Source organism: Dactylosporangium sp. NPDC005572 (genome assembly GCF_040605515.1).
Lineage (GTDB): Bacteria > Actinomycetota > Actinomycetes > Mycobacteriales > Micromonosporaceae > Dactylosporangium.
Genome location: NZ_JBEXCY010000063.1, coordinates 1 through 23953 on the forward strand (window position 1 = coordinate 1; position 23953 = coordinate 23953).

The 23953-nt window shown below is 73.5% G+C and carries 22 protein-coding genes; 9 read left to right on the forward strand and 13 right to left on the reverse strand.

Annotation, left to right across the window (positions count from 1 at the left end):
- Positions 1 to 80 precede the first annotated feature (80 nt).
- Entirely contained in the window at positions 81 to 884 is an 804-nt protein-coding gene (locus tag ABZS66_RS27395; protein WP_354762423.1) for an MOSC N-terminal beta barrel domain-containing protein, read from the reverse strand.
- 95 nt (positions 885 to 979) lie between these two features.
- On the opposite strand from ABZS66_RS27395, the gene ABZS66_RS27400 reads away from it, so the two are divergent.
- Genes ABZS66_RS27400 through hutH form a run of 6 tightly spaced genes read left to right on the forward strand, consistent with a single transcriptional unit; the run spans position 980 to position 8762 of the window.
- The gene (locus tag ABZS66_RS27400) at positions 980 to 1843 is read left to right on the forward strand and encodes a MurR/RpiR family transcriptional regulator (protein ID WP_238012065.1); all 864 of its coding nucleotides are present in this window, start codon (positions 980 to 982) and stop codon (positions 1841 to 1843) included.
- A gap of 12 nt (positions 1844 to 1855) precedes the next feature.
- Positions 1856 to 3505: a urocanate hydratase gene (gene hutU / locus ABZS66_RS27405; RefSeq protein ID WP_354762426.1), complete on the forward strand. Its 1650-nt coding sequence runs from the start codon at positions 1856 to 1858 to the stop codon at positions 3503 to 3505.
- Positions 3505 to 4710 (forward strand): allantoate amidohydrolase, encoded by a 1206-nt coding sequence (locus ABZS66_RS27410; RefSeq protein WP_354762537.1) that lies wholly within the window; start codon positions 3505 to 3507, stop codon positions 4708 to 4710. Before hutU ends, ABZS66_RS27410 begins: the two co-directional genes overlap by 1 nt.
- Positions 4701 to 6026, forward strand: coding sequence for a formimidoylglutamate deiminase (locus ABZS66_RS27415; protein ID WP_354762428.1), 1326 nt, complete (start codon positions 4701 to 4703; stop codon positions 6024 to 6026). Before ABZS66_RS27410 ends, ABZS66_RS27415 begins: the two co-directional genes overlap by 10 nt.
- A 49-nt stretch (positions 6027 to 6075) precedes the next feature.
- Positions 6076 to 7245 (forward strand): imidazolonepropionase, encoded by a 1170-nt coding sequence (gene hutI / locus ABZS66_RS27420; protein ID WP_354762430.1) that lies wholly within the window; start codon positions 6076 to 6078, stop codon positions 7243 to 7245.
- On the forward strand, positions 7242 to 8762 hold the full coding sequence (gene hutH, locus ABZS66_RS27425; protein WP_354762432.1) for a histidine ammonia-lyase: 1521 nt from the start codon (positions 7242 to 7244) through the stop codon (positions 8760 to 8762). Before hutI ends, hutH begins: the two co-directional genes overlap by 4 nt.
- Before the next feature lie 348 nt (positions 8763 to 9110).
- On the opposite strand, the gene rdgB is transcribed toward hutH, so the two are convergent.
- The 12 genes from rdgB to ABZS66_RS27485 all read right to left on the reverse strand — a co-directional run bounded on the left by rdgB (position 9111) and on the right by ABZS66_RS27485 (position 19084).
- The gene (rdgB, locus tag ABZS66_RS27430) at positions 9111 to 9707 is read right to left on the reverse strand and encodes an RdgB/HAM1 family non-canonical purine NTP pyrophosphatase (RefSeq protein WP_354762434.1); all 597 of its coding nucleotides are present in this window, start codon (positions 9705 to 9707) and stop codon (positions 9111 to 9113) included.
- Complete coding sequence (gene rph / locus ABZS66_RS27435) at positions 9704 to 10432, reverse strand: ribonuclease PH (RefSeq protein ID WP_354762436.1); 729 nt, start codon at positions 10430 to 10432, stop codon at positions 9704 to 9706. The genes rdgB and rph overlap by 4 nt, the downstream gene beginning before the upstream one ends.
- Before the next feature lie 33 nt (positions 10433 to 10465).
- On the reverse strand, positions 10466 to 11287 hold the full coding sequence (locus ABZS66_RS27440; RefSeq protein ID WP_354762438.1) for an SGNH/GDSL hydrolase family protein: 822 nt from the start codon (positions 11285 to 11287) through the stop codon (positions 10466 to 10468).
- A gap of 79 nt (positions 11288 to 11366) precedes the next feature.
- On the reverse strand, positions 11367 to 12512 hold the full coding sequence (locus tag ABZS66_RS27445) for a glycosyltransferase (RefSeq protein WP_354762440.1): 1146 nt from the start codon (positions 12510 to 12512) through the stop codon (positions 11367 to 11369).
- The gene (locus tag ABZS66_RS27450; RefSeq protein ID WP_354762442.1) at positions 12509 to 13657 is read right to left on the reverse strand and encodes a glycosyltransferase family 1 protein; all 1149 of its coding nucleotides are present in this window, start codon (positions 13655 to 13657) and stop codon (positions 12509 to 12511) included. The genes ABZS66_RS27445 and ABZS66_RS27450 overlap by 4 nt, the downstream gene beginning before the upstream one ends.
- Before the next feature lie 67 nt (positions 13658 to 13724).
- Entirely contained in the window at positions 13725 to 14477 is a 753-nt protein-coding gene (locus ABZS66_RS27455; protein ID WP_238012055.1) for an MBL fold metallo-hydrolase, read from the reverse strand.
- 356 nt (positions 14478 to 14833) lie between these two features.
- Positions 14834 to 15784 (reverse strand): cysteine synthase, encoded by a 951-nt coding sequence (locus tag ABZS66_RS27460; RefSeq protein WP_354762445.1) that lies wholly within the window; start codon positions 15782 to 15784, stop codon positions 14834 to 14836.
- Positions 15785 to 15789: 5 nt separating this feature from the next.
- Positions 15790 to 16101, reverse strand: a complete 312-nt coding sequence (locus tag ABZS66_RS27465) for a MoaD family protein (RefSeq protein ID WP_354762447.1) — start codon at positions 16099 to 16101, stop codon at positions 15790 to 15792.
- A gap of 63 nt (positions 16102 to 16164) precedes the next feature.
- Entirely contained in the window at positions 16165 to 16656 is a 492-nt protein-coding gene (locus ABZS66_RS27470; RefSeq protein WP_354762449.1) for a M67 family metallopeptidase, read from the reverse strand.
- 131 nt (positions 16657 to 16787) lie between these two features.
- The gene (locus ABZS66_RS27475; RefSeq protein WP_354762539.1) at positions 16788 to 17309 is read right to left on the reverse strand and encodes a DUF2017 domain-containing protein; all 522 of its coding nucleotides are present in this window, start codon (positions 17307 to 17309) and stop codon (positions 16788 to 16790) included.
- Positions 17285 to 17581 carry an ATP-dependent Clp protease adapter ClpS gene (gene clpS, locus ABZS66_RS27480; protein ID WP_238012050.1) on the reverse strand — a complete coding sequence of 99 codons (297 nt, stop codon included), beginning with the start codon at positions 17579 to 17581 and terminating at the stop codon, positions 17285 to 17287. The genes ABZS66_RS27475 and clpS overlap by 25 nt, the downstream gene beginning before the upstream one ends.
- Positions 17582 to 17596: 15 nt before the next feature.
- A complete protein-coding gene (locus tag ABZS66_RS27485; RefSeq protein ID WP_354762452.1) occupies positions 17597 to 19084 on the reverse strand; it encodes a hypothetical protein in 1488 nt (495 codons plus the stop codon).
- A 193-nt stretch (positions 19085 to 19277) separates the two neighbouring features.
- Here ABZS66_RS27485 and ABZS66_RS27490 point away from each other — a divergent pair, with 193 nt between their 5' ends.
- From ABZS66_RS27490 to ABZS66_RS27500, 3 genes are read left to right on the forward strand one after another with little or no spacing between them, the layout of a single operon-like run.
- Positions 19278 to 21902: a LuxR C-terminal-related transcriptional regulator gene (locus ABZS66_RS27490; protein WP_354762454.1), complete on the forward strand. Its 2625-nt coding sequence runs from the start codon at positions 19278 to 19280 to the stop codon at positions 21900 to 21902.
- A 35-nt stretch (positions 21903 to 21937) separates the two neighbouring features.
- Positions 21938 to 23221, forward strand: a complete 1284-nt coding sequence (locus ABZS66_RS27495) for a nicotinate phosphoribosyltransferase (protein WP_354762456.1) — start codon at positions 21938 to 21940, stop codon at positions 23219 to 23221.
- Positions 23218 to 23790: an isochorismatase family protein gene (locus ABZS66_RS27500; protein WP_354762458.1), complete on the forward strand. Its 573-nt coding sequence runs from the start codon at positions 23218 to 23220 to the stop codon at positions 23788 to 23790. Before ABZS66_RS27495 ends, ABZS66_RS27500 begins: the two co-directional genes overlap by 4 nt.
- The last annotated feature ends 163 nt before the right edge of the window (positions 23791 to 23953 follow it).

Genomic DNA, 23953 nt, shown 5'->3' on the forward strand with positions numbered 1-23953 from the left:
TACCGGAACTCCGCTTCTCACTGCCCGATCAACACACCCCTTGACCAACCAGCAAGAGCCCTAACTGAACGGCGTTGGGCCTAGTCCAGGACCAGCACCTCGTCGCCGATGGCGACCTTGCCCCGCATGTCGGGGATCAGATTGACGCCGAACAGCAGCCCGGATGGGAACCGCCGGCGCTGCCCGAGCACCCGCAAGGGCTGGTGGCCCTTCTCGCCCGTCTCCGGGTCGACGGTCGTCAGCACGCACCGGCTGCACGCCTTCGGCACTCGGAACGCCACGTCGCCGATGACGATCCGCCGGCCGACCCAGCTGTCCTCCGCCCACGCCGGCGCGCCGCTCACCACGACATTCGGCCGGAAGCGCGTCATCGGCACCGGCTCGTCGCCGCCCTCGGCGAGCCAGTCGTTGACCGCGTCCAGCGAGGCCGCGTTGGTCAGCAGCAGCGGGAACCCGTCGGCGAAGCTCACCCGGTCGCCCGGCTCGCTGAACTCCGGGTCGACCGGCCTGCGCGTCGGGTCATCCAGGTGCACCAGATGCACCGGGCGCCCGACCACCTCCGACACCCAGCGATCCACCTCGTCGCCGGCCGGTGTGGCCGCGATCCACAGGCTGAAGTGCCTGACGTCCCGCACCGTGCCCGACGGGAACGGCACCTCCAGGTCGGCCCGGCCGTGCGCCCGCAACAGCAGGCCGCGCGGGGTCGGCACCGGCCGCACCCGACCCAGCTGCGGCCACTCCCGCTGGGTGACGAGCTTGCGGTCGTCGTCGACGACGAGCCATCGCCGGTCTCCGGCCAGCCCCCACGGCTCCACCTCGGCCGTATCGGCCTCGACCCGGTAGCAGCTCTTGATCGGATATGTCGCCAGGTAGGTCAACCGCACGTCCCGAGCGTCCCATGAGGTCCCCCCTTCCGGCCACCATTCTGAATGACTCCATGCAGTTGACGCAAGTCTGAAAGGAGGCATACAGTCGGGCCATGACGACCTCGCCGGCCCAGCGGGTGCTGGAGCTGTTCGACGGGCAGCGGCTGACCCCCGCGCAGCGGCGCATCGCGCGCTGCCTGGTCGACCACGCCAACCGGGCCGGCTATCTCTCCAGCGGCGACGTCGCCGCCCTGGCCGGCGTCAGCCAGCCGTCGGTCACCCGCTTCGCGACGGCGCTCGGCTTCGACGGCTATCCGGCGCTGCGCGACCGGCTGCGGGTCGTCTTCGACGGATATCAGCACAATCCATCCACAGTGGACGAAGACCCGGAAACCGGCTCCGGCAACCAGTTCCAGCAGGCGCTCGCCACCGAGATCGCCAACCTGCAGCGGCTGTCCGACACCCTGCGCGACCCGGCACCGCTCGCCGAGGCTGGCCGGCTGCTCGTCGAGAGCCGCCCGCTGCCCGTCTTCGGCATCCGCGCCGCGGCCGCCCTGGCCAGCTCGTTCAGCTACTTCGCGGCGAAGGTCCACCCGGACGTGCGCCTGGTGCAGGAGCAGGGCAGCCTGCTCGCGGATCGGCTGGACCAGGCCCGCGCCGCGGGCGCGGTTGCGATGCTGGCGTTCGTGCTGCCCCGCTATCCGCGTGAGGCGGTCGACGCGCTGCGGGAGGCACGCGCGGCCGGCCTCCGCGTGGTGACGGTGACCGACTCGCCGGTGAGCCCCGCCGCTGCCGAGTCCGACCTGGTCCTGCCGGCCGCGGTGGGCTCGCGGCTGGTGTTCGACCTGCACACCGCCCCGTCGGCGATGGTCACCGTGCTGTTACAGGCGATGTGCGACGCCGCCCCGACCGAGACCCAGGCGCGACTCGAGGCCTTCGAGCGATCCGCCGCCACCCGCCAGGTTTTCCTGCCCTAACCGAGGAGTTCCATGGAGACGGTCCGTGCCCCTCGCGGCACCCAGTTGACGGCGCGCGGCTGGCAGCAGGAGGCCGCCCTGCGCATGCTCATGAACAACCTCGACCCGGACGTCGCCGAGCGGCCGCAGGACCTGGTCGTCTACGGCGGGACCGGCAAGGCCGCCCGCGACTGGCCCTCGTTCCGGGCGCTGGTCCGCACGCTGACGACGCTCGCGCCCGACGAGACGATGCTCGTGCAGTCGGGCCGCCCGATCGGAGTGTTGCAGACCCACGAGTGGGCGCCGCGGGTCCTCATCGCCAACTCCAACCTGGTGGGCGATTGGGCGACCTGGCCGGAGTTCCGCCGGTTGGAGGCCCTGGGCCTCACGATGTACGGGCAGATGACCGCGGGCTCGTGGATCTACATCGGCACGCAGGGCATCCTGCAGGGCACCTACGAGACGTTCGCCGCGGTGGCTGAGAAGCGGTTCGGCGGCACGCTCGCCGGCACCCTCACCCTGACGGCCGGCTGTGGCGGCATGGGCGGCGCCCAGCCGCTGGCGGTCACCATGAACGGCGGCGTGTGCCTGATCATCGACGTCGACCGGAGCCGGCTGGAGCGCCGCGTCGCCACGCGATACCTCGACGTCGTCGCCGACTCGCTGGACGACGGGGTCCGGCGTGCCGTCGAGGCGCAGACCGCCCGCAAGCCGCTGTCGGTCGGCGTCGTCGGCAACGCCGCGCTGCTCGTGCCGGAGCTGCTGCGGATGGGCGTGCCGGTCGACATCGTGACCGACCAGACCTCCGCGCACGACCCGCTCTCCTACGTGCCGAGCGGCGTCGAGCCCGAGGACGCGGCCGCATACGCGGCGCAGAAGCCGGAGGAGTTCACGGAGCGGGCCCGCCACTCGATGGCCCGCCACGTCGAGGCGATGGTCGGCTTCCTCGACCGCGGCGCCGAGGTGTTCGACTACGGCAACTCGATCCGCGGCGAGGCTCAGCTCGGCGGCTTCGACCGGGCGTTCGCGTTCCCCGGCTTCGTCCCGGCCTACATCCGGCCGCTGTTCTGCCAGGGCAAGGGGCCGTTCCGCTGGGCCGCCCTCTCCGGCAACCCGGCCGACATCGCCGCCACCGACCAGGCGATCCTCGACCTCTTCCCGGAGAACGAGTCGCTGCACCGCTGGATCACGATGGCCCGCGAGCGGGTCGCATTCCAGGGCCTGCCGGCCCGGATCTGCTGGCTCGGCCAGGGCGAGCGCGACAAGGCCGGCCTGCGGTTCAACGAGATGGTCGCCGACGGCACGCTGGAGGCGCCGATCGTCATCGGCCGCGACCACCTCGACACCGGCTCCGTCGCGTCGCCGTATCGGGAGACCGAGGCGATGCGCGACGGCTCCGACGCGATCGCCGACTGGCCGCTGCTCAACGCGCTGGTCAACACGGCGTCCGGCGCTTCGTGGGTGTCGATCCACCACGGCGGCGGCGTCGGCATCGGGCGCTCGATCCACGCGGGCCAGGTGTCGGTCGCCGACGGCACCGAGCTGGCCGCGCAGAAGCTGGCGCGGGTGCTCACCAACGACCCGGCGATGGGCGTGCTGCGCCACGTCGACGCGGGCTACGAGGAAGCGGCCGACGTCGCCGGCGCGGCCGGCCTGCGGGTGCCGATGGGAGAGCAGTCATGATGACCGCCGAGCGGTTCACCGCGCTGTGGAGCTCGCTGACCCCGATCGGGCTGGCCGGAGGCGACGGGGGCTACCTGCGGCACTCGTGGACCGATGCCGACCTGGTGTGCCGCGAGTGGTTCGTCGAGGAGGCGCTCGACCGCGACCTCGAGGTGGAGATCGACCGCAACGGCAACCTGTGGGCCTGGTGGGGCGAGCCCGAGGGGGACGGCGCGGTCGTCACCGGCAGCCACCTCGACTCGGTGCCGCACGGCGGCGGCTACGACGGGCCGCTCGGCGTGGTGTCCGGCCTGCTCGCGGTCGACCGGCTCCGCGAGCGTGGGGTCACGCCCGCCCGGCCGCTCGCGGTGGTCGTGTTCACCGAGGAGGAGGGCGCCCGGTTCGGCGTGCCGTGCCTGGGTTCGCGGCTCATGACCGGCGCGTTGGACCCGGCGAAGGCGCTGCGGCTGCGCGACCGCGACGGCGCGTTCCTCGCCGAGGCGATGAGCCGCGCCGGGCTCGACCCCGAGCGCCTCGGGGCCGACCACGAGCGGCTCAACCGCATGGCGGCGTTCGTGGAGCTGCACATCGAGCAGGGCCGGGCGCTCGACCACGTCGGCGCGCCGGTCGGCGTCGCCAGCGCGATCTGGCCGCACGGGCGCTACCGCTTCGACTTCTCCGGCGAGGGCAACCACGCCGGCACCACCCGCATGTCCGACCGGCACGACCCGATGCTGACGCTCGCCCACACCGTCCTCGCCGCCGACGAGGCCGCCCGGGCGCACGGGGCGCACGCCACGGTCGGCCGGGTCAACGTGGCGCCCAATGCCACCAACGCGATCGCGGCGCGGGCCTCGGCCTGGCTCGACGCCCGGGCCGCCGACGAGATGACGCTGGAGCGGCTCGTCGAGACCATCCACCAGCGCGCCGAGGAGCGGGCCCGGCTCGACGGCACTCGGGTGGCGATGGCGGCCGAGTCGGTGACCGGCGAGGTCGCGTTCGCCGGTGACGTCAGCCGCCTGGCCGCCAAGGAGCTCGGCGCCCCGGTGCTGCCGACCGGGGCCGGGCACGACGCCGGCGTGCTCGCGGGCCACGTCGACACCGCGATGCTGTTCGTGCGGAACCCCACCGGCGTGTCCCACGCCCCGCAGGAGTCCGCGTCCGCCGCCGACTGCGCCGTCGGGGTGGAGCGGCTCACCGACCTGCTGGGGCGGCTATGTCAGTGAACCCGCCCGTGACGCGCTACCACTGCGCGCACGCCTGGCTGCCCACCGGCGTCGCCGACGACGTGCTGGTGGAGATCGCCGGCGGCCGGTTCACCGCGGTGACGCCGGACACCCCGGCGGGCGCGGCCGGGGGCGCGGTCCGGCTGCCCGGGCTGACCCTGCCCGGCCTCGCCAACGCCCACTCGCACGCCTTCCACCGGGCCCTCCGCGGGCGCACGCAGCACGGCCGGGGCACGTTCTGGACGTGGCGGCAGCAGATGTACTCCGTCGCGTCCGCCCTCGACCCCGATTCCTACTACGCGCTGGCCCGGGCGGTGTACGCCGAGATGGCGCTCGCGGGCGTCACCTGCGTGGGCGAGTTCCACTACCTGCACCACGGGCCGGGCGGCCGGCCGTATGACGACCCGAACGCCATGGGTCAGGCGCTGCTCGCGGCGGCCGCCGACGCGGGGATCCGGATCACGCTGCTCGACACGCTGTACCTGACGGCGAGCGTCGACGGCAAGCCGCTCGAGGGTGTGCAGCTGCGCTTCGGCGACGGCTCCCTCGACGCCTGGTCGGACCGCTTCGAGCGGCTCAAGGCCGGGCCGCACGCCCGGGTCGGGGCGGCGGCGCACAGCGTGCGGGCGGTTCCGGCGGACGTGCTGGGCGTGTTCGCGACGCGGACCGAGGGCCTGCCGACCCACCTGCACCTGTCCGAGCAGCGCGCGGAGAACGAGGCCTGCCAGGCCCGGCACGGCTGCACGCCGACGGAGCTGCTCGCCGACCGCGGCCTGCTCGGAGAGCGGGTGACGGCCGTGCACGCCACGCATCTCACCGACACCGATCGCAGCGAGCTGGGCGACACGGGCACCGGGGTGTGCTTCTGCCCGACGACCGAGCGGGACCTCGCCGACGGGATCGGACATGCCCGGGCACTCGTCGACGCGGGCAGCCCGCTCAGCCTCGGCAGCGACAGCCACGCGGTGATCGACCTGTTCGAGGAGGCGCGGGGCGTCGAGATGCACGAGCGGCTGCACACCGAGCACCGCGGGCACTTCACCGGGGTGGACCTGCTCGACGCGGCGACCCTGGGCGGCCACGCGTCGCTCGGCTGGCCCGACGCCGGCAGCATCACCCCCGGGGCCCGGGCCGACCTCGTGACGGTGGCCCTCGACTCGCGGCGCACCGCGGGCGCCGAGCTGGGCGCGATCGCGTTCGTCGCGGCCGCCGCCGACGTCCGGCATGTCGTGGCCGACGGGCGCGCCGTGGTCCGCGACGGCGTCCACACCGCACTGCCCGACATCGGGCGTGCCCTGGCGGAGGCGATCCGATGACGACGCCGCGCAACACCAACCTCACGCGCGCCGCGGTGGAGGCGGTCCGATGAGGTCGCTGCTCATCACCAACATCGGTGAGCTGGTCACCGGCAACCCGGCCTGGGGCGAGGGGCCGCTCGGCATCCGGCGCGGCGCGGCGCTGGTCGTCGACGAGCGGCGGGTGGAGTGGATCGGCCGGGCCGCGGACGCTCCGGCGGCCGACGCGCGGGTCGACGCCGGGGGTGGCGCGGTGTTGCCCGGGTTCGTCGACAGCCACGCCCACCTGGTGTTCGCCGGCGACCGGGCGGCGGAGTTCGCGGCGCGGATGGCCGGCCAGCCGTATACGGGCGGGGGCATCCGCACGACCGTCGGCGCCACCCGGGCGGCGAGCGACGAGCAGCTGCGCACGACGGTCGCGCGCCTGCGGGGCGAGGCACTGCGACAGGGCACGACCACGATGGAGATCAAGTCGGGGTATGGGCTGACCGTCGCCGACGAGGCCCGCTCGTTGCGGGTCGCCCGGGAGTTCACCGCCGAGACGACGTTCCTGGGTGCGCACGTGGTGCCGGGTGAGTACGCGGACCGGACCGACGACTACGTGAGCCTGGTCTGCGGGCCGATGCTGACGGCGGCCCGGGCGGCCGGCGCCCGGTGGATCGACGTGTTCTGCGAGCGGGGTGCGTTCGACGCCGACCACTCGCGGGCGATCCTCACCGTCGGCGCCGACGCCGGGCTCGGGGTGCGCATCCACGCCAACCAGCTGACGGAGGGGCCGGGGGTGCGGCTCGCCGTCGAGCTGAACGCGGCCTCGGCCGACCACTGCACCCACCTGAGCCGCGCCGACATCGACGCGCTCGCCGGCTCGTCGACCGTCGCGACCCTGCTGCCCGGGGCCGAGTTCTCCACCCGGTCGCCGTATCCGCCGGCGCGGGCGCTGCTCGACGCGGGCGCCACGGTCGCGCTCGCCACCGACTGCAACCCGGGCTCGTCGTACACGACCTCGATGCCGTTCTGCATCGCGCTCGCCGTCCGGGAGATGGCGATGACGCCGGCCGAGGCCCTGCTGGCGGCCACGCGCGGCGGGGCGGCCGCCCTGCGGCGCGACGACATCGGGCACCTCACCGTCGGGGCGCGGGCCGACCTGGTCGTGCTCGACGCGCCGTCCCATCTGCACCTGGCCTACCGGCCCGGCGTACCGCTGACGACCACCGTCGTGCTCAATGGGGAGCTGGTTTGATCACCATCACCGCCTCTGGCATCAGTCCCGCCGACCTCATCGCGGTCGCCCGGGGCAACGCGCGGGTGACCCTCGCGCCGGACGCGCTCGACGCGATGCGCGCGAGCCGGTCCATCGTCGACGCCATCGAGCGGGACGGGCGGCCCGTGTACGGGGTGTCGACCGGGTTCGGGGCGCTGGCCAACACGTTCATCGCCCCGGAGCGCCGGGCCGAGCTGCAGCACGCGCTGATCCGGTCGCACGCCGCCGGCATCGGCGCGCCCATGCCCCGCGAGGTGGTCCGGGCGATGATGCTGCTGCGGGTCCGGTCGCTGGCGATGGGCCGGTCCGGGGTGCGCCCCGACGTCGCCCGGGCGCTGGTCGACCTGCTCAACGCCGACATCACCCCGTGGGTCCCCGAGCACGGCTCGCTCGGCGCCTCGGGCGACCTCGCGCCGCTGGCCCACTGCGCGCTCGTGCTCATCGGCGAGGGCTGGGTGCTGGCGAAGGACGGCACGCGGCTCAGCGCGCTCGGCGCGGGCGTGCAGCCGATCGAGCTGTCATCGAAGGAGGGGCTGGCGCTCATCAACGGCACCGACGGCATGCTGGGCATGCTGCTCATGGCCATCGAGGACGCCGCACACCTGTTCACGATGGCCGACGTGACGGCGGCGCTGTCGATCGAGGCGATGCTCGGGTCGTACCGGCCGTTCCTGCCGGAGCTGCACACGATCCGGCCGCATCCGGGGCAGGCGGCGTCGGCGGCGAACATCCACCGGCTGCTGCAGAACTCGCCGATCATGGACTCGCACCGCGACGACCTGGTGCACGCGGTCCAGGACGCGTACTCGATGCGGTGCGCGCCGCAGGTGGCGGGGGCCGCGCGTGACACGCTCGAGTTCGCCACGACCGTGGCGGGGCGGGAGCTGCGCTCGGTCGTGGACAACCCGGTGGTCCTGCCGGACGGGCGGGTGGAGTCGACCGGGAACTTCCACGGGGCGCCGCTCGGGTTCGCCGCCGACTACCTGGCGATCGCGGCCGCCGAGGTCGGCGCGATCGCGGAGCGGCGGGTCGACCGGCTGCTGGACGTGTGCCGCTCGCGGGACCTGCCGCCGTTCCTCACGCCGGACGCGGGGGTGAACTCGGGGCTGATGATCGCGCAGTACACGGCGGCGGGCATCGTGGCGGAGAACCGGCGGCTGGCCGCGCCGGCCAGCGTCGACTCGCTCCCGACGTCGGGCATGCAGGAGGACCACGTCTCGATGGGGTGGGCCGCGACGCGCAAGCTGCGGACCGTCCTCGACAACCTGTGCAGCATCCTGGCCGTCGAGCTGCTGTCCGCCGTCCGGGGCATCCAGCTCCGCGCGCCGCTCGAGCCCTCACCCGCTGGGCGGCTCGCGGTGGCGACGGTCGAGCGGTTCGCGGGTGGGCCGGGCCCGGACGTGTTCCTCGCGCCGGTGCTGGAGTCGGCCCGCGCGCTGGTCTGGTCCCGCGACCTGAGAGCCGAGATCGAGCGCCAGGCCGGCCCGCTCGCCTGATCAGGGGCCCGGCGCGAAGGTCCGGCGCGAAGGCCCGGCGCGAAGGCCCGGCGCGAAGGCCCGGCGCGAAGGCCCGGCGCGAAGGCCCGGCGCCAAGGCCCGGCGCCAAGGCCCGGCGCCAAGGCCCGGGCGCTCGCCTGATCAGGGAGCCGGCGTAGAGGCCCCGGCGCGGAGGCCCCGGCGCTCGCCTGATCAGGGATTCGGCCGGAGGGCCGGGAGCTGATGACGCGGAGCGCCGGCCGGAGACGGAAGCCGCGCGGCACCGACGTGGTGCCGCGCGGCGATGACGAGCGCGTGAGTGTCGTGGCCGGCCACGGTGACGTGGGGCGTCGACAGGAGTAACAGGAGTTACAGCTGTTCGGCCAGGGCTCGGAAGGCCTTGCCGCGGTGGCTGATGGCGTCCTTCTCGGACGGGGAGAGTTCGGCCGTCGTGCGGTCGTGGCCGTCCGCGACGAAGATCGGGTCGTAGCCGAAGCCGCCGTCGCCGCGCGGGGTGCGGACCAGGTGGCCGGGCATGTCGCCGCGGACGACGACCTCGCGGCCGTCGGGCCAGACCAGGGCCGCGGCGCAGATGAACGCGGCGCCCAGGTGCTCGTCGGGGACGTCGGCGACCTGGGCCAGGACCAGGTTCAGGTTGGCCTCGTCGCGGCCGGGGGTGCCGCTCGGCAGGCCGGACCAGCGGGCCGAGAAGACGCCCGGCATGCCGTTCAGGGCGTCGACCGCCAGGCCGGAGTCGTCGGCGATGCTCGGCAGGCCCGTGAACTGGACGGCCTCGCGGGCCTTCAGCAGGGCGTTCTCCTCGAAGGTGAGGCCGGTCTCGGGGGACTCCGGGTACTCGTCCACGTCGTCCAGGCCGACGAGCTCGACGTCGCTGGCGGCCTCCTCCAGGACGCGGCGCAGTTCGACGAGCTTCTTCTTGTTGCGGGTGGCCAGCAGGAGCCTCATCCGGTGATCGCCTTCTGCTGGAGGGCGGCGAGCTCGGCGCAGCCCAGGGCGCCCAGGTCGACGAGGGTGTCGAGCTCGGCGCGGGAGAAGACGCCCTGCTCGCCGGTGCCCTGGACCTCGACGAAGTCGCCGTGGCCGGTGCAGACGACGTTCATGTCGACGTCGGCGATCACGTCCTCCTCGTAGCACAGGTCCAGGCGGGGCTCGCCGCCGATGACGCCGACGCTGACGGCCGCTACCGAGCGGTGGAGGACCTCGGCGGGCTTGCCGGCGAGCTTGCGATGGGTGGCGAGCCAGGCCACGGCGTCGTGGAGGGCCACGTAGGCGCCGGTGATCGCGGCCGTGCGGGTGCCGCCGTCGGCCTGCAGGACGTCGCAGTCGAGGACGATCGAGTTCTCGCCGAGGGCCTTCAGGTCGATGCAGGCGCGCAGGCTGCGGCCGATCAGCCGGGAGATCTCGTGCGTGCGGCCGCCGATCTTGCCCTTGACGCTCTCGCGGTCGCTGCGGGTGGTCGTGGCGCGGGGCAGCATCGCGTACTCCGCGGTGAGCCAGCCCAGGCCGGAGCCCTTCCGCCAGCGCGGGACGCCCTCGGTGACGCTCGCGGTGCACAGGACCCGCGTGGCGCCGAACTCGATGAGCACGGACCCCTCCGGGTGCATGCTCCACTGGCGGGTGATCGAAACGGGCCGGAGTTGGTCGGACGCGCGTCCATCGGGTCGAGCCATGCCACCACCCTAGTCAAGGCCGGGGGACGGGGGTCAGGCCACCTTGCCGGAGACGGTGTCGGCGTCGGGCAGCTGCAGGTCGAGCAGGTCGGCCGGCGCCATCGGGGAGCCGTGGCGCCACTCCGACCAGGCGAGGCGGAGCAGGCCCGGAAGGAGGTCGGTCGAGCGGCGGATCATCCAGCGGGTGCCGGCGGTGGCCATCCACAGGACCATCGCGGCGCGGGACGGGGGCGGGCTGCTCGGGTCCGGGTCCGGGCGCTCGCCGGAGCGGGCGAAGACCGAGCCGCGCTGGAGCAGCAGGTCGTAGAACGAGCAGGCCAGGAAGCGGTGGCCGCGCTCGCTCGGGTGCAGGCGGTCGACGCTCCACATGCGGCGGTCGTACGAGCGGGCGTCGCCCGCGGCGTCGAAGTGGACCGTGTCGTACCGGGCGGCGACCAGGTCGGCGACGGCGTTGAGCTCGGCCATGCGGCGGGCCAGCGGGCGGGCGAGCGGCCCGGGCAGGCCGAACATCTTGCCCGGGTCGGGCAGCCGGATGGTCAGCACCTCGGCGCCGCCGGCCCGCAGGGTGGCGACCGTGCGCTCGAGGTGGCCGGACAGCCGCTGCGCGTCGAACGGGTCGCGGAGCGTGTCGTTGGTACCGATGATGACCGCGGCGACGTCCGGCTGGAGCGCCACGGCGCGGGGCAGCTGGTGGTGCTCCACGTCGTGCGCGCGGGCGCCGCTGGTCGCGAAGTTGTGCAGCCGGGCGCCCACCGATTCGGCCAGGATCGGGGCCCATCCCCGCCACGTGCCGTCGGGCATCCGGTCGCCGAAGCCCGCCGTGGTCGAGTCCCCCAGGGCCGCGAACACGGTCATGCGTCCTCCGCTCCGCTCCGGCCGCATGCCTTCCTGCCGAGCCCCGGATGACCGGCCCCTCCGCTCCGCTCCGGACCGGTCATGGCACGGTCACCGCCGACGGGGCGTCCAAGGGCGCCGGCGCCACCGCGGGCGGGCTGTTGTGGACGGTCAGGAAGCCGGAGACCGCCGCGGGCCACGAGAACTCCTCGGCCCGCGCCCGGGCCGCGGCGCGGCGGGCCGGGGTGGGACGCGTGAGCACCTGCAGTACACCTCCCGCAAAATCGTCACGCACCGCGGCGCCGGCCTGACCGATCACCTCGGGGAGCGCGGACGCCGCGTCCACCACGACCGGCGTGCCGCAGGCCAGCGCCTCCAGCGCCGCCAGGCCGAACGTCTCGATCGGGCCGGGCGCGATCACCACGTCGGCGGTCGCCAGCAGGGCGGCGACGGCGGTGCGCTCGGTGACGAACTCCATGAAGTGCACGGCGTGGCCGTGGGCCTGCTCCTGGAGCCGGGCGCGGAGCGGGCCGTCGCCGGCGACCACCAGCACCGCGTCGACACCCTGCGCGCGCAGGGCCACCAGGGCGTCGATGGAGCGCTCGGGGCGCTTCTCCTGCGAGAGCCGGCCGCAGTGGACGAGCAGCGTCTGCCCGGGGCGCGCGTAGCGGTCGCGCAGGGCCGCGTCGTAGCGGCCGGGGTTGAACAGGTCGAGGTCGACGCCGAGCGGCACCTGGACCAGGTTCTCGGCGCCGATGCGGCGGAACTCGGCGGCGGCCCAGGACGTGGTGCACAGGACGGTGTCGTAGGCGCCGAAGCTGCGGGTGTTGAGGTGGTCGGCCCACACCGAGCCGAGGCGGCCGGCGAAGGTCAGCAGCCCGGCCAGGCTCTCGTGGGACACCATCACCGACGGGATGCCCCGCTCGCGGGCCCAGCGGCCGGTCCAGCGCAGCGTGAACCGGTCGGAGACCTCCAGGCGGTCCGGCGCGAGCTCGTCGAGCAGCGCGGCCAGCCGGCGGCGGTGGATGAGCACGCGGTACCCGCCGGTGAAGGGGACGACCGGGCCGGGCAGCGTGATCACCCGGCCCTGCGAGGTCTGCTCGTCGGAGTACCGCTCGCCGGGCACGATGAGCACCGGCTCGTGACCGGCGGCCAGGTAGCCCTCGCCGAGTGCGCGCAGTGCGGTGCGCAGGCCGCCGGAGCGCGGCATGACGAAGTTCGCCAGCCGAACTATTCGATCGGTCATGCGGGCACCGGCAGCGTGCGGGCGGGCAGGCCCCCGGAGTGCACCTCCGCGTAGTGGCGGATCAGCTGGTCGCCGACCGCCGACCAGGTGCGCGTCGCCACCGCGACGCGCGCCGCGACGCCCATCGCCAGCCGCCGCTCCTCGTCGCCGGCCAGCGCGGCGACCGCCTCGACCAGCGCGTCGGCGTCGCACGGCGGGATCAGCAGGCCGGTGCGGCCGTCGTCGACCAGGTCGAGCGGGCCGCCCTGGGCGGGGGCGACCACCGGTACGCCGCTCGCGAGGGCCTCCTGGACGGTCTGGCCGAAGGTCTCGAACGGGCCGGTGTGCACGAACAGGTCCAGGCTGGCGAAGATGCGGGCCAGCTGGTCACCGCGCCGCTCGCCGAGGAAGACCGCGTCGGGCATCGACCGCTCGAGCGAGGCGCGAGCGGGGCCGTCGCCGACGACGACCACCCGGACGCCGGGGATGCGGCTGACCGGGGCGAGCAGGTCGACCCGTTTCTCGACGGCGAGGCGGCCGACGTATCCGACGATGACCTGGCCCCGCGCGGCGACCGCCCGGCGGAGGGCGGCGCTGCGGTGCGCGGGGTCGAAGCGGGAGGCGTCGACCCCGCGGCGCCAGAGCCACACGCGCTCGATGCCGTTGCGGTGCAGGGCGGTCGCCGCGGCGGTCGACGGCGCCAGGGTCCGGTCGGCGGCGTTGTGGATGTGCCGCAGCCAGCGCCACGCGGCCTGCTCGCCGAGGTTCGAGTGGTAGTAGAGCCGGGCGTAGGCCGGCACGTCCGTCTGGTAGACGGCGACGGTCGGCAGCCCCAGCGAGGCCGCCACGGTCATCCCCCGGGCGCCCAGCACGAACGGGCTGGCCAGGTGCACCAGGTCGGTGCCGTGGGACCGTAACGCGGCCGCGAGGCGCCGGCTGGGCAGGCCCAGCCGGAAGCTCCCGTAGCCCGGCGTGGCCACCGAGGGCACCCGGATGATCTGATACGGGAAGACGCCGGTGAGCGACCGCGCCCCGGAAGAAGGCTGGGGGGCGATCACGAGCGGCTCGTGGCCACGCGCGACGAGGTGTTCGGCCACCCGCACGACGGAGTGGGCGACGCCGTTCACATCGGGCGGGAACGATTCGGTGACGATCGCGATCCGCATGCCATGACCATGAGGTCGAAGTTGATGCGTGCGGCCACTATTTGCTGACCAGATGGCAAACGGGTGCCTAAATGTCGTACCTTGCGCCAGGTCGGACGACCTCGATCGGTCCATCGAAGGCTGCCGAAGCCGCCTCGACCGTGAGCGCCTCGCTCCCCCAGGCCGGGACCAGGTGGGTGAGCAGCAGCCGGCCGACGCCGGCCTTGGTCGCGTGCTCGGCCGCCTCGCGGCCGGTCAGGTGCAGGTCGGGCGGGTTGTCCACGCCGTCGAGGTAGCTCGCCTCGCACAGGAAGGCGTCGGCGCCCTGGGCCAGCCGGATGAGGGCCTCGCAGGGGGCGGTGTCGGCCGAGTACGCCAGGACGCGGCCCTCGTGCTCGATGCGGACCCCGTAGGTCTCGATCGGGTGGTTCACCCGGTCGACGGTCACGTGGAACGGGCCGATCGGGAAGCTGCCCGGCTGTAAGGCGTAGAACGTGTAGACGTCGTTGATCGACATCGGCTCGTTCTCCCCGCCGTAGGCCGCGGCGATCCGCTCCGGCGCGGCGACCGGCGCGTAGACCGGCAGCGGCGGGTACGGGCCCTCGGGGGCGTAGCGGCGGGCCACCACGTACGAGCACGCGTCGAGCATGTGGTCGCAGTGCAGGTGCGACAGCAGGATCGCGTCGACGTCGTAGAGCCCGGAGAAGCGCTGCAGCGTCGTCATCGAGCCCGGCCCGAAGTCGACGAGCAGACGGAAGCCGTCCGCCTCGACGAGGTAGGCGGAACAGGGCGCCTCCGGCCCCGGGAAGCTGCCGGCGCAGCCGAGCACCGTGAGCCTCATGCTGCGCTCAACCCGCCGTCTCCTGTCTTCGTGCTGATCTTCGTGCCGACAAGTGGATCATCCCGGCCAGGTGAGGATAGATCCAGTGGACGTACGGACAGTGCTCGGCCTGGAAAGGCCCCTCGCGCAAGGTCCGTCACCGTGCGCAGCCTACGCCGGACTTGCAGGCAAGTCTGAACGATCGGACGGCAGATGTCGCCAACGTGACAGGCTGGCGTCACGCTGGACAACCGCGCTCGTTGCACGCTGTGAGTCCCGGCCGGAGGGGGCGGACGCGGGCGTGGACGTGTCCCGGGCGGCCCGTCGGCTGCGCAAACGGGCGCCCGAGGCCGGCCCCGTCGTGTGCCGCTAGGCGGCTACGCCCACAGCTGGCCGTCGAGGGCCGTCTCGGCCTCCGCGAGCGTGCCGCCGTACGCGCCGGTCGAGAGGTACTTCCACCCGCCGTCGGCGACCAGGAAGACCACGTCGGCCTTCTGGCCCGCCTTGAGCGCCTGGTGGGCCACGGCGAGCGCGGCGTGCAGCACCGCGCCGGTCGAGAAGCCGACGAACATGCCCTCGACCTCGACGAGCTGGCGGGTGCGCAGCACGGAGTCGCGGGTGCCGACCGAGAACCGGCGGGTGAGGACGGTGGCGTCGTACAGCTCGGGCACGTAGCCCTCGTCCAGGTTGCGCAGGCCGTAGACCAGCTCGCCGTAGCGCGGCTCGGCGGCCACGATCTCGACCTGCTCGACCTTCTCCCGCAGGTACCGCCCGACGCCCATCAGCGTGCCGGTGGTGCCCAGTCCGGCCACGAAGTGGGTGATCGTCGGCAGGTCACGCAGGATCTCCGGGCCGGTCGACTCGTAGTGGGCCCGCGCGTTGGCCTCGTTGCCGTACTGGAACAGCATCACCCAGTCGGGATGCTCCGCGGCGATCTCCTTGGCCACCGCGACGGCCCGGTTCGAGCCGCCGGCGGCCGGCGAGAAGATGATCTCCGCGCCGTACATGCGCAGGATCGCCGTCCGCTCGGACGAGACATTCTCCGGCATGACGCACACCAGCCGGTAGCCGCGCAGCTTCGCCACCATCGCGAGCGCGATGCCGGTGTTGCCGCTGGTCGGCTCGATGATGGTGTCACCGGGGCGAAGGCGGCCGGCTTCCTCGGCCGCCTTCACCATCCAGAGCGCGACACGGTCCTTGACGCTCCCCGTGGGGTTGCGGTCCTCGAGCTTCGCCCACAGCCGCACGTCGGGACTGGGCGAGAGCCGCGGCAGCCCGACGAGCGGCGTGTTTCCGCACGCATCGAGCAGGGACTCGTAGCGCGCCACGGCGGTCAGCCCCGCAGTGCGTGCGCGGCGGCGAAGGCGAACGCGCCGCCCGCGACGGCGGGCAGGATCGTCACCGAGTCGCCGTCGTTGAGCTTCGCGTCGAGCGCGCCGAGGAACCGGACGTCCTCGTCGTTGATGTAGACGTTGACGAAGCGGTGCAGGCCGCCCTCGCCGGTGATGAGCCGGTCCCTGATCCCGGCGTGCCGGGAGTCGAGGTCGGCGAGCAGGTCGGCGATGGTGTCACCGGCGCCCTCGACGGTCTTCGCGCCGCCGGTGTAGCTGCGCAGGATGGTGGGGATGCGAACCTCGATGGCCATGGTGTGCTCCTCTTGGATGCGGACTGGTCGACGACTGGACGGGACGGTGCGCGTGGCGGCTGGTCAGCTGCCGGCGCGACACTCGTAGTCGACGGTCGTCGGGCTCTGCCCGAAGAGGTACGTCTGGACGGCGTTGGGGTCCACGACAGCATTAACTACCTGAACCGGCTCCTCGGTGACGGCTCCGTCCACGATGCGGAACGACCGGATCTCCGTCGTCACCGGATCGCGGGTCGAGACCAGCAGGTAGTGCGCGTTGGGCTCGCCCGCGAAGGACACGTCGGTCCGCGACGGGTAGGCCTCGGTCGCCGTGTGGGAGTGGTAGACGACCACCGGCTCCTCGTCGGCGTCGTCCATCTCGCGCCAGAGCCGGAGCTGCTCCTTCGAGTCGAACTCGTAGAAGGTCATCGACCGGGCGGCGTTCTCCATCGGCACGTGCCGCTCCGGCCGGTCGGAGCCGGCCGGACCCGCGACGATGCCGCACGCCTCGTCGGGGTGGTCCCGGCGGGCGTGCGCGACGATCGCGTCGAGGATCGCGGCGTCGATGGTCAGCACGCCCGACAGCCTACCGAAACCCGGGCGCAACCCGCCCGTGACGGCCCTCACGCAGCCTCCGCTTCGCTCCGGCTGCGCGAGAACCTCGCAGAGCCCATGGTGAGCGGCCCCTCCGCTTCGCTCCGGACCGCTCACGCCATGAGCGCGCCGACCAGGGACTCCTGGAGGTACGTCAAGTACTGGTAAACGGACAGTTGCCCCACGCGGGGTGAGGTCGGATCACGCAGGATGGCGTCGTCGAGCTCGGCTTCGACGTCGACGTCGTCGTCGGTGATCCCGAGCCGCAGGCCCAGCGTGAGCCGCACGTCGGTGAGCGCCCGCAGCCACGCCTCGGCCTGCTCCTCGTCGAGGGCCACCTCGCCGCCCTCGACCGGGAGGGCGTCCAGCAGCATCGCCGCCTGCTCCAGCTTCGCCGAGCGGAGATCGTCCTCCGTGTAGCGGCGCAGGTCGGCGGAGGCGCCGGGGTCGTCGCGGTACACGTCCGGGAAGAGGCGGTCGATGACCGGGTCGGCGCGGTCGAAGCCCTCGGACAGCAGGGTGATGACCTCGAGCATGACCTCGTTGAGAACGGCCGCCTCGGCGGGGCCGAACCGGGCCACGCACGCCTTGCCCGCGCGCACGAACATGGTCACGACCGGTCCACCGTCGCCCAGAGGCCGTAGGCCTGCAACCGGGACGCGTCGTACTCCATCCGCTCACGCGGTCCGCTGGAGACGATCGCCTTGCCCTTGTGATGCACGTCGAGCATGAGACGTTCGGCCTTCTCCTTGCTGTACCCGAAGAGCTTCTGCAGGACCCACGTCACGTAGCTCATCAGGTTGACGGGATCGTTCCAGACCACGGTCACCCACGGACGGTCGGCCTGGGGCACCTCATCAACCTCGACATGGGTCTCTTCGATCGGTAGGACCTGCGGCGCCGCCATACCAACATGGTGCCATCAAGCGAGCAGCACGCCATGGTCGACCGCGTCCCCGGCGATGATGGCGAGCGCCTGACGCAGCTCGGTGTACCGTTCGGCGAGCTCGTGGCCGACCTCGACCTCCAGCTCACGCAGGGCGTGCTGCAGCCAGCGGCGGCAGTCCTTCTTGTCCGGCAGCTTCGGCGGCCCGCCCTGGGCCGTCTTCGGCTGCCACATCGCGAAGCAGCTGGCGTTGAGGCCGATCCCGATCGCCGCGAGCACGCGGTCGGGCGTGTCGGTCCAGTCGGCCCCGCCGACCGCGGACAGGCTGTCGACGGCGGCGGCCCCGGTCAGCGCGGCGACGGCCGACGTGGTGGTCACCAGCAGCGCCCTGTCGCGCTCGCGGTCGTCGTCGCGCAGGGTGTCGACGGCCCGCCGGGCGGCGGTCGCGATCCGGCGCAGCACGGTCTCGTCGGGCGGCACGTCGAGCAGCTCGCCGAACACGGCGCCGATCAGCTCGCGGGTGTCGGCGTGCAGTTGGCGGGTAGTGCGCAAGGAGAGCGCGTGCAGCTCACGGTCGAGCACGTGGGGCAGCTCCGGGCAGCCCTTGCCCGAGCCGAGCTCCTGCACGCAGCGCACGTGGATGGTGGCCAGGTCGATCGAGACCCGCTCGGCCGCGGCGAGGCCGCGCTGGCGGATCTCCCGGTCGAGCCGCTCCTGCCAGCCGTCGCCGGCGACCGAGACGGTGGCCGCGGTGACCCCGCCGACCCTGACCTCGGCCACGCCGTGCTGGTCGGCCCAGGTCTCCAGCAGGTGGCGCAGCTCGGCGACGCCGAACACGGCCCCGGGGTCGAGCGACACGGGGAACCAGGGCGCGGTGGCCAGCTTCGGGCCGCGCGAGGTGAGCAGCGCCCGGTCGGCGGCGAGCATCTCCGGCCACAGGTCGTGCTGGTCGATGTGGGTGAGGACGAACCCGATCCGCTCGACCCGCTCGGCCGCGGCGGCCAGCAGGTCGAGGTCGGCGCGCGACAGCGGCGCGGCCGCGTCGATCACGAAGAGCAGGCCCAGCCCGTGCTCGGCCGCGTCGAGGACGATCTCCGCCCGGGCCGGGTCCAGACCCCCGCTGCCGGGCGTGTCGACGAGCGCGACCCGCTGGAGCAGGCTCGCCGGGTGGCTGATCTCGATCCGCCGGGCCGGCCGCTGCGGGCCGCCCTTCGGCGCCGTGGCCGGGCGCGGCTCGCGGTGGCCGGGAACGAACGCCCGGAGGTCGGGGTGCTCGCCGTGCCGGAACACGGTCCAGGCCTCCCCCGTGGCGGCACGGTCGGGCTCGGTACGGCCGATCAGGGCGTCGACCAGGGCGGACTTCCCGCTGCGGGCCGAGCCGGCGATCACGGCGTAGGAGTGGGTCGGGGCGGACGGCGGCCGATGGCTCCGGCTGCCGCGAACCGGCATCGCGGACACGGGACCCCCGGCGGTCGTCGCGACGGCTAGATCGATCAACGGCGCCTGCATGACTCCAGACCCCATGTGCGACCTCCTTGCGCGTCCGGGATGTACCGCCGCAGGCAGTCTGGACGACTTTGCGAGCAGCATCGGAACGCTACGTGAACAGCCACTTACCGAGGCAGGGTTTCCGGTACTCAACTGGATCCGATCGCACTACTCAAGTTCGTGCGTCCGCGGGTACGCCGAGTAACCAACATATCGATATGCTGCGACGGTGCCCCCCTGGAGCTTCGTCGGACGAAACGCAGAACTGAGCCGGGTTGCGGAGTCCGCCTCCGGCACCACCGGTCGTGGTCTGATTCTCGGCGGACCTCCCGGCATCGGCAAGAGCCGATTGCTGCGGGAGGGCGTCCAGGCCCTTGACCAGGACAGACTGGCGGTCTGGACGGCCACCGCCAACGCTGCCACGGCGGGGCTGCCGCTCGGCGGGCTGGCCCAGGTGCTGCCGCCCGACCAGCCGGCGGGCGGCTCACCCGCGGGGCTGCTGCGGTGGGCCGTCGACGCGCTGCACCGGCAGGCCGCCGGCCGGCCGATCGTCGTGGCGATCGACGACGCCCACCTCCTCGATCCACTGTCCGCGGCGCTCGTGTACTACGTGGCCCGGTCCGAGAACGCGACCGTGATCGGCACCGTCCGCACCGGCGAGCCGGTGCACGACCCGATCAGCGCGCTGTGGAAGGACGACCTGGTCGAGCGGATCGAGCTCGGCCCGCTGACCCTCCAGGAGACGTCGGACCTGCTCCAGCAGGTGCTCGGCGGCCCGGTGGACTCCGCGTCGGTCGACCGGCTCTGGCAGCTCTCCCAGGGCAACGCGCTGCTGCTGCGCGAGCTGGTGATCGCCGCGCACGCGGCCGGCGAGATCATCGAGAGCTACGGCATGCAGCGCTGGACCGGCAAGGTCGACCTGGCGCCGACGCTGACCGAGGTGGTCGACGCGCGCATCGGCAAGCTGACCGCGCAGGAGCGGGCGGTGCTGGAGCTGGTCGCGTTCGGCGAGCCGATCGGCCTGCCCCTGCTGGTCAACGCCACCGACCTGGCCACCGTCGAGACGGCCGAGGAGCGCCAGCTCATCCGGGTCGTCGTCGAGGACCGGCGGACCACGGTGCGGCTGGCCCATCCGCTGTACGGCGAGGTCGTCCGCCGCCGCTGCCCGGTCACCCGCTTCCGGCGGCTGCTCGACCAGCTCGCCGGCCTCGTCGAGGAGAGCGGGGCGCGGCGCCGCGACGACCTACTGCGGGTGGCGGTCTGGCGGCTCGACAGCGACACGGCCCGCGACCCGGTGCAGCTGCTCAACGCCTGCCGGCTCGCCTTCGCCACCTACGACATGGCCCTCGCGATGCGGCTGGGCAAGGCCGCGGTGGCGGCGGGCGGCGGGTTCGACGCCGCCGAGACGCTCGCGACGATCCTCATGTTCGCCAACTGCCCCGACGAGGGGGCGCTGATCCTCGACCAGAACGAGGACCAGATCGGCGACGAGGCGCAGCGCAGCCGCTGGCTGGCGATCCGGCACATCACCGCGCAGTGGGGCCTCGGCGACCCGACCACCGTCGACGAGCTCGACCGGCAGGCCCAGAAGCTCACCGACCTGCGGGAGCGCTCGCTCGCCCTGGCCGTCGAGTCGACCATGCGGCTGCACCGCGGCGACTACGGCCAGGCGCTGACCCTGGCCCGCACCGTCCTCGACGGCCCGGCCAGCGCGCCCGGCCCGCGCGCCCTCGCCCGCAGCAACATGGGCCACCTCCAGGCGATGCGGGGCACGCCGGTGCAGACGGTCCGGGCGATGGCGGCGCTCGACGCCGACGCCGCCCAGTGGCGCGGCGAGGTGCCCTACATCCAGCTCGGCATCGAGCTGGCCCGCGGCACCGCCATGATCCTCGCCGCCGACCTCGACGCCGTCGACGCGATCGTCGCCGCCGAGTTCGCGGGCATGGCCGACGCCGGCAACTTCCTGCTCGGCTCCGGCTACCTCCAGATCGTGCGGGCCCAGGCGGCGCGCCTGCGCGGCCGGCTGCAGGAGGCGGCCCGCGCGGCCAGCCAGGCCAGCGCCGCCCTCGCCACCGGCCGGATCTTCGTCGCCCTGGCCCACGCCGAGCGGGCGCACATCGCCGCACTGTGCGGCGACGCCGCGTCGGCCGCGGCCGCCTTCGCCGAGGCGGAGCGGGCGCATTACCGGTCCATGGAGGTGTTGTACCCCTGGCTCGAGGAGGCCCGGGCGTGGGTCGCGGTGGCCTCCGGTGACGTGAGCACGGCCGCCGAGGTGCTGCGCCGGCTGGCGGCGCGCAACCGCAACGACGGCTTCGCCGCCCACGAGATGTTCGCGCTCTACCACCTCGGGCGCCTCGGCTTCGCGGCCGAGGTCCACGACCGGATCGACGCGCTCGCCCAGACCGTCGAGGGCCGGCTCGCCCCGGCGCTGGCGTGGCACGTCCGCGCGATGGCCGAGGAGGACGGCGGGAGCCTGCTCGCGGTCACCGAGGAGCTGGCCGAGATGGAGCTGAACCTCTTCGCCGCCGAGGCCGCGGCCGGCGCCGTCACGCTGCTGCGCGGCATCCGGTCGCCGCAGACCCCGCGGGCGGCGCAGCGGCTGGCCGAACTGCGGGCCGAGTGTCAGCTCGCGGTCACTCCGGCGCTGGTGGTACCGCAGCCGATGCTCACCGGCCGGGAGCGGCAGATCGCCCGGCTCGCCGCCGCCGGCGTGCCGTCGAAGGAGATCGCCGACCAGCTGTACCTCTCCTCCCGGACCGTCGACAACCACCTCATGCGGGTCTACGCCAAGCTCGGCGTGACCGGCCGCGCCGAGCTGGCCGCCGCGCTCCGGTCGCTGCCGCCCGAAGAGTGATCGGCGTCCTATTCGCCGTCGCATAGGGTTGGTCCGTGACAAGCTCGCTGCTGACCGACCACTACGAGCTGACGATGCTGTCGGCGGCCCTGCGCGACGGCACCGCGGACCGCCGCTGCGTGTTCGAGGTGTTCGCCCGCCGCCTGCCGACCGGGCGCCGCTACGGCGTGGTCGCCGGCACCGGCCGGCTGCTGTCGCTCATCGCCGACTTCCGGTTCACGCCGGAGGACGTCGCGTTCCTGCGGGAGCGGCGGATCGTCGACGACGCCACCGCGGAGTGGCTGGCGGCGTACCGCTTCTCCGGCGACGTCGACGGCTACGCCGAGGGCGAATTGTTCTTCCCCGGCTCGCCGATCCTGACCGTCAGCGGCACGTTCGCCGAGTGCGTGGTCCTGGAGACGCTGGTGCTGTCGGTGCTCAACCACGACAGCGCGATCGCGGCCGCCGCCGCCCGCATGGTGACCGCGGCCCGCGGGCGCGCCGTCATCGAGATGGGCTCGCGCCGCACCCACGAGGAGGCCGCGGTGGCCGCCGCCCGGGCCGCCTACCTGGCCGGCTTCGCGTTCACCTCCAACCTGGAGGCGGGCCGCCGCTACGGCATCCCGACCACCGGCACCGCCGCGCACGCGTTCACCCTGCTGCACGACTCGGAGCAGGCCGCGTTCGGCTCGCAGGTGGCGACCCTGGGCAAGCAGACCACGCTGCTCGTCGACACCTACGACATCGCGCAGGGCATCCGCAACGCGATCGCCGTCGCCGGCCCCGACCTGCGCGCGGTGCGCATCGACTCGGGCGACCTGTCGGTGCTGGCCTCGGAGTCGCGGGCGCTGCTCGACTCCCTCGGCGCGACCGACACGCAGATCGTCGTGTCCGGCGACCTGGACGAGTACGCGATCGCCGCCCTGGCCGCCGAGCCCGTCGACGCCTACGGCGCCGGCACCGCGGTCGTCATCGGCTCGGGCGCGCCGACTGCCGGCCTGGTGTACAAGCTGGTCGAGGTCGACGGCCGCCCCGTCGTGAAGCGCTCGGAGAACAAGGGCACGGTCGGCGGCCGCAAGACCGCCGTCCGGCGGCACAAGCCGACCGGCACCGCCACCGAGGAGATCGTCGTCTCGCTGGGCTCGCCGCCGGCGCAGCCGCACGACCGCCTGCTGCAGCGCCCGTTCATCCGCGCCGGCGCCGCGGTCGACGACCTCCCGGAGCTGCCGGCCTCGCGCGAGCACCTGCGCCAGTGCCTGATCTCGATCCCGTGGGAGGGCCTGAAGCTCTCCGCCGGCGACCCCGCCGTCCCCGTCACCATGCTCGGAGGCTCCGCATGACCCGTGCGTTGATCGTCGTCGACGTGCAGAACGACTTCTGCGAGGGCGGCTCGCTGCCCGTCGCCGGCGGCGCGGCGGTGGCCGCGTCGATCTCGGCCGCCATCGCGGGCGGCCCGTGGGACCACGTCGTCGCCACCCAGGACCACCACGTCGACCCGGGCGCCCACTTCGCCGCGTCGCCCGACTACGTCGACACCTGGCCGTCCCACTGCGTGGTCGGCACGGGCGGCATCGAGTTCCACCCCTCCCTGGACACGTCCCGGGTCGAGGCGGTCTTTGAGAAGGGCGCGTTCGCGGCGGCCTACTCCGGCTTCGAGGGCGCCTCGGACGGCGTCGGCCTCGCCGACTGGCTGCGCGCACGCAACGTGACGTCGGTCGACGTGGTCGGCATCGCGACGGACCACTGCGTGCGGGCGACCGCCTTGGATGCGGTACGTGAGGGGTTCGTTACAACCGTGTTGCTCGACCTGACCGCGGGCGTCGCGCCGGCCACGACCGAGAAGGCCCTGGTCACCCTGCGGGAGGCCGGGGTGAACCTGGTGGGTGAACCGATCGTGGCGGGGAGTTGACCAACCGGCGGATGGCACGTGGACGGACTTGCCGTGTAACAAGCGACGTGTACCGTCATGCGGGCAGGCTGGTTCTGCTGTCCGATGTGAGGACTTCTCACGTCATACCGTAAGGAGCACCTACACGGAGCGTGGCGAAAATGGCAAGACTTCGCTACGCTTG

Bases quoted from the DNA above. Each gene is read 5' to 3' on its own strand.
- ABZS66_RS27455 (WP_238012055.1), bottom strand. From the start codon at position 14,477: ATGAGGCTCACGGTGCTCGGCTGCGCCGGCAGCTTCCCGGGGCCGGAG.
- clpS (WP_238012050.1), bottom strand. From the start codon at position 17,581: ATGGCGGCGCCGCAGGTCCTACCGATCGAAGAGACCCATGTCGAGGTT.
- ABZS66_RS27415 (WP_354762428.1), top strand. From the start codon at position 4,701: ATGTCAGTGAACCCGCCCGTGACGCGCTACCACTGCGCGCACGCCTGG.
- rdgB (WP_354762434.1), bottom strand. From the start codon at position 9,707: ATGAGGCTCCTGCTGGCCACCCGCAACAAGAAGAAGCTCGTCGAACTG.
- ABZS66_RS27450 (WP_354762442.1), bottom strand. From the start codon at position 13,657: ATGCGGATCGCGATCGTCACCGAATCGTTCCCGCCCGATGTGAACGGC.
- ABZS66_RS27400 (WP_238012065.1), top strand. From the start codon at position 980: ATGACGACCTCGCCGGCCCAGCGGGTGCTGGAGCTGTTCGACGGGCAG.
- ABZS66_RS27485 (WP_354762452.1), bottom strand. From the start codon at position 19,084: ATGGGGTCTGGAGTCATGCAGGCGCCGTTGATCGATCTAGCCGTCGCG.
- ABZS66_RS27500 (WP_354762458.1), top strand. From the start codon at position 23,218: ATGACCCGTGCGTTGATCGTCGTCGACGTGCAGAACGACTTCTGCGAG.
- hutU (WP_354762426.1), top strand. From the start codon at position 1,856: ATGGAGACGGTCCGTGCCCCTCGCGGCACCCAGTTGACGGCGCGCGGC.
- ABZS66_RS27440 (WP_354762438.1), bottom strand. From the start codon at position 11,287: ATGACCGTGTTCGCGGCCCTGGGGGACTCGACCACGGCGGGCTTCGGC.
- ABZS66_RS27465 (WP_354762447.1), bottom strand. From the start codon at position 16,101: ATGGCCATCGAGGTTCGCATCCCCACCATCCTGCGCAGCTACACCGGC.
- hutI (WP_354762430.1), top strand. From the start codon at position 6,076: ATGAGGTCGCTGCTCATCACCAACATCGGTGAGCTGGTCACCGGCAAC.
- rph (WP_354762436.1), bottom strand. From the start codon at position 10,432: ATGGCTCGACCCGATGGACGCGCGTCCGACCAACTCCGGCCCGTTTCG.
- ABZS66_RS27445 (WP_354762440.1), bottom strand. From the start codon at position 12,512: ATGACCGATCGAATAGTTCGGCTGGCGAACTTCGTCATGCCGCGCTCC.
- ABZS66_RS27410 (WP_354762537.1), top strand. From the start codon at position 3,505: ATGACCGCCGAGCGGTTCACCGCGCTGTGGAGCTCGCTGACCCCGATC.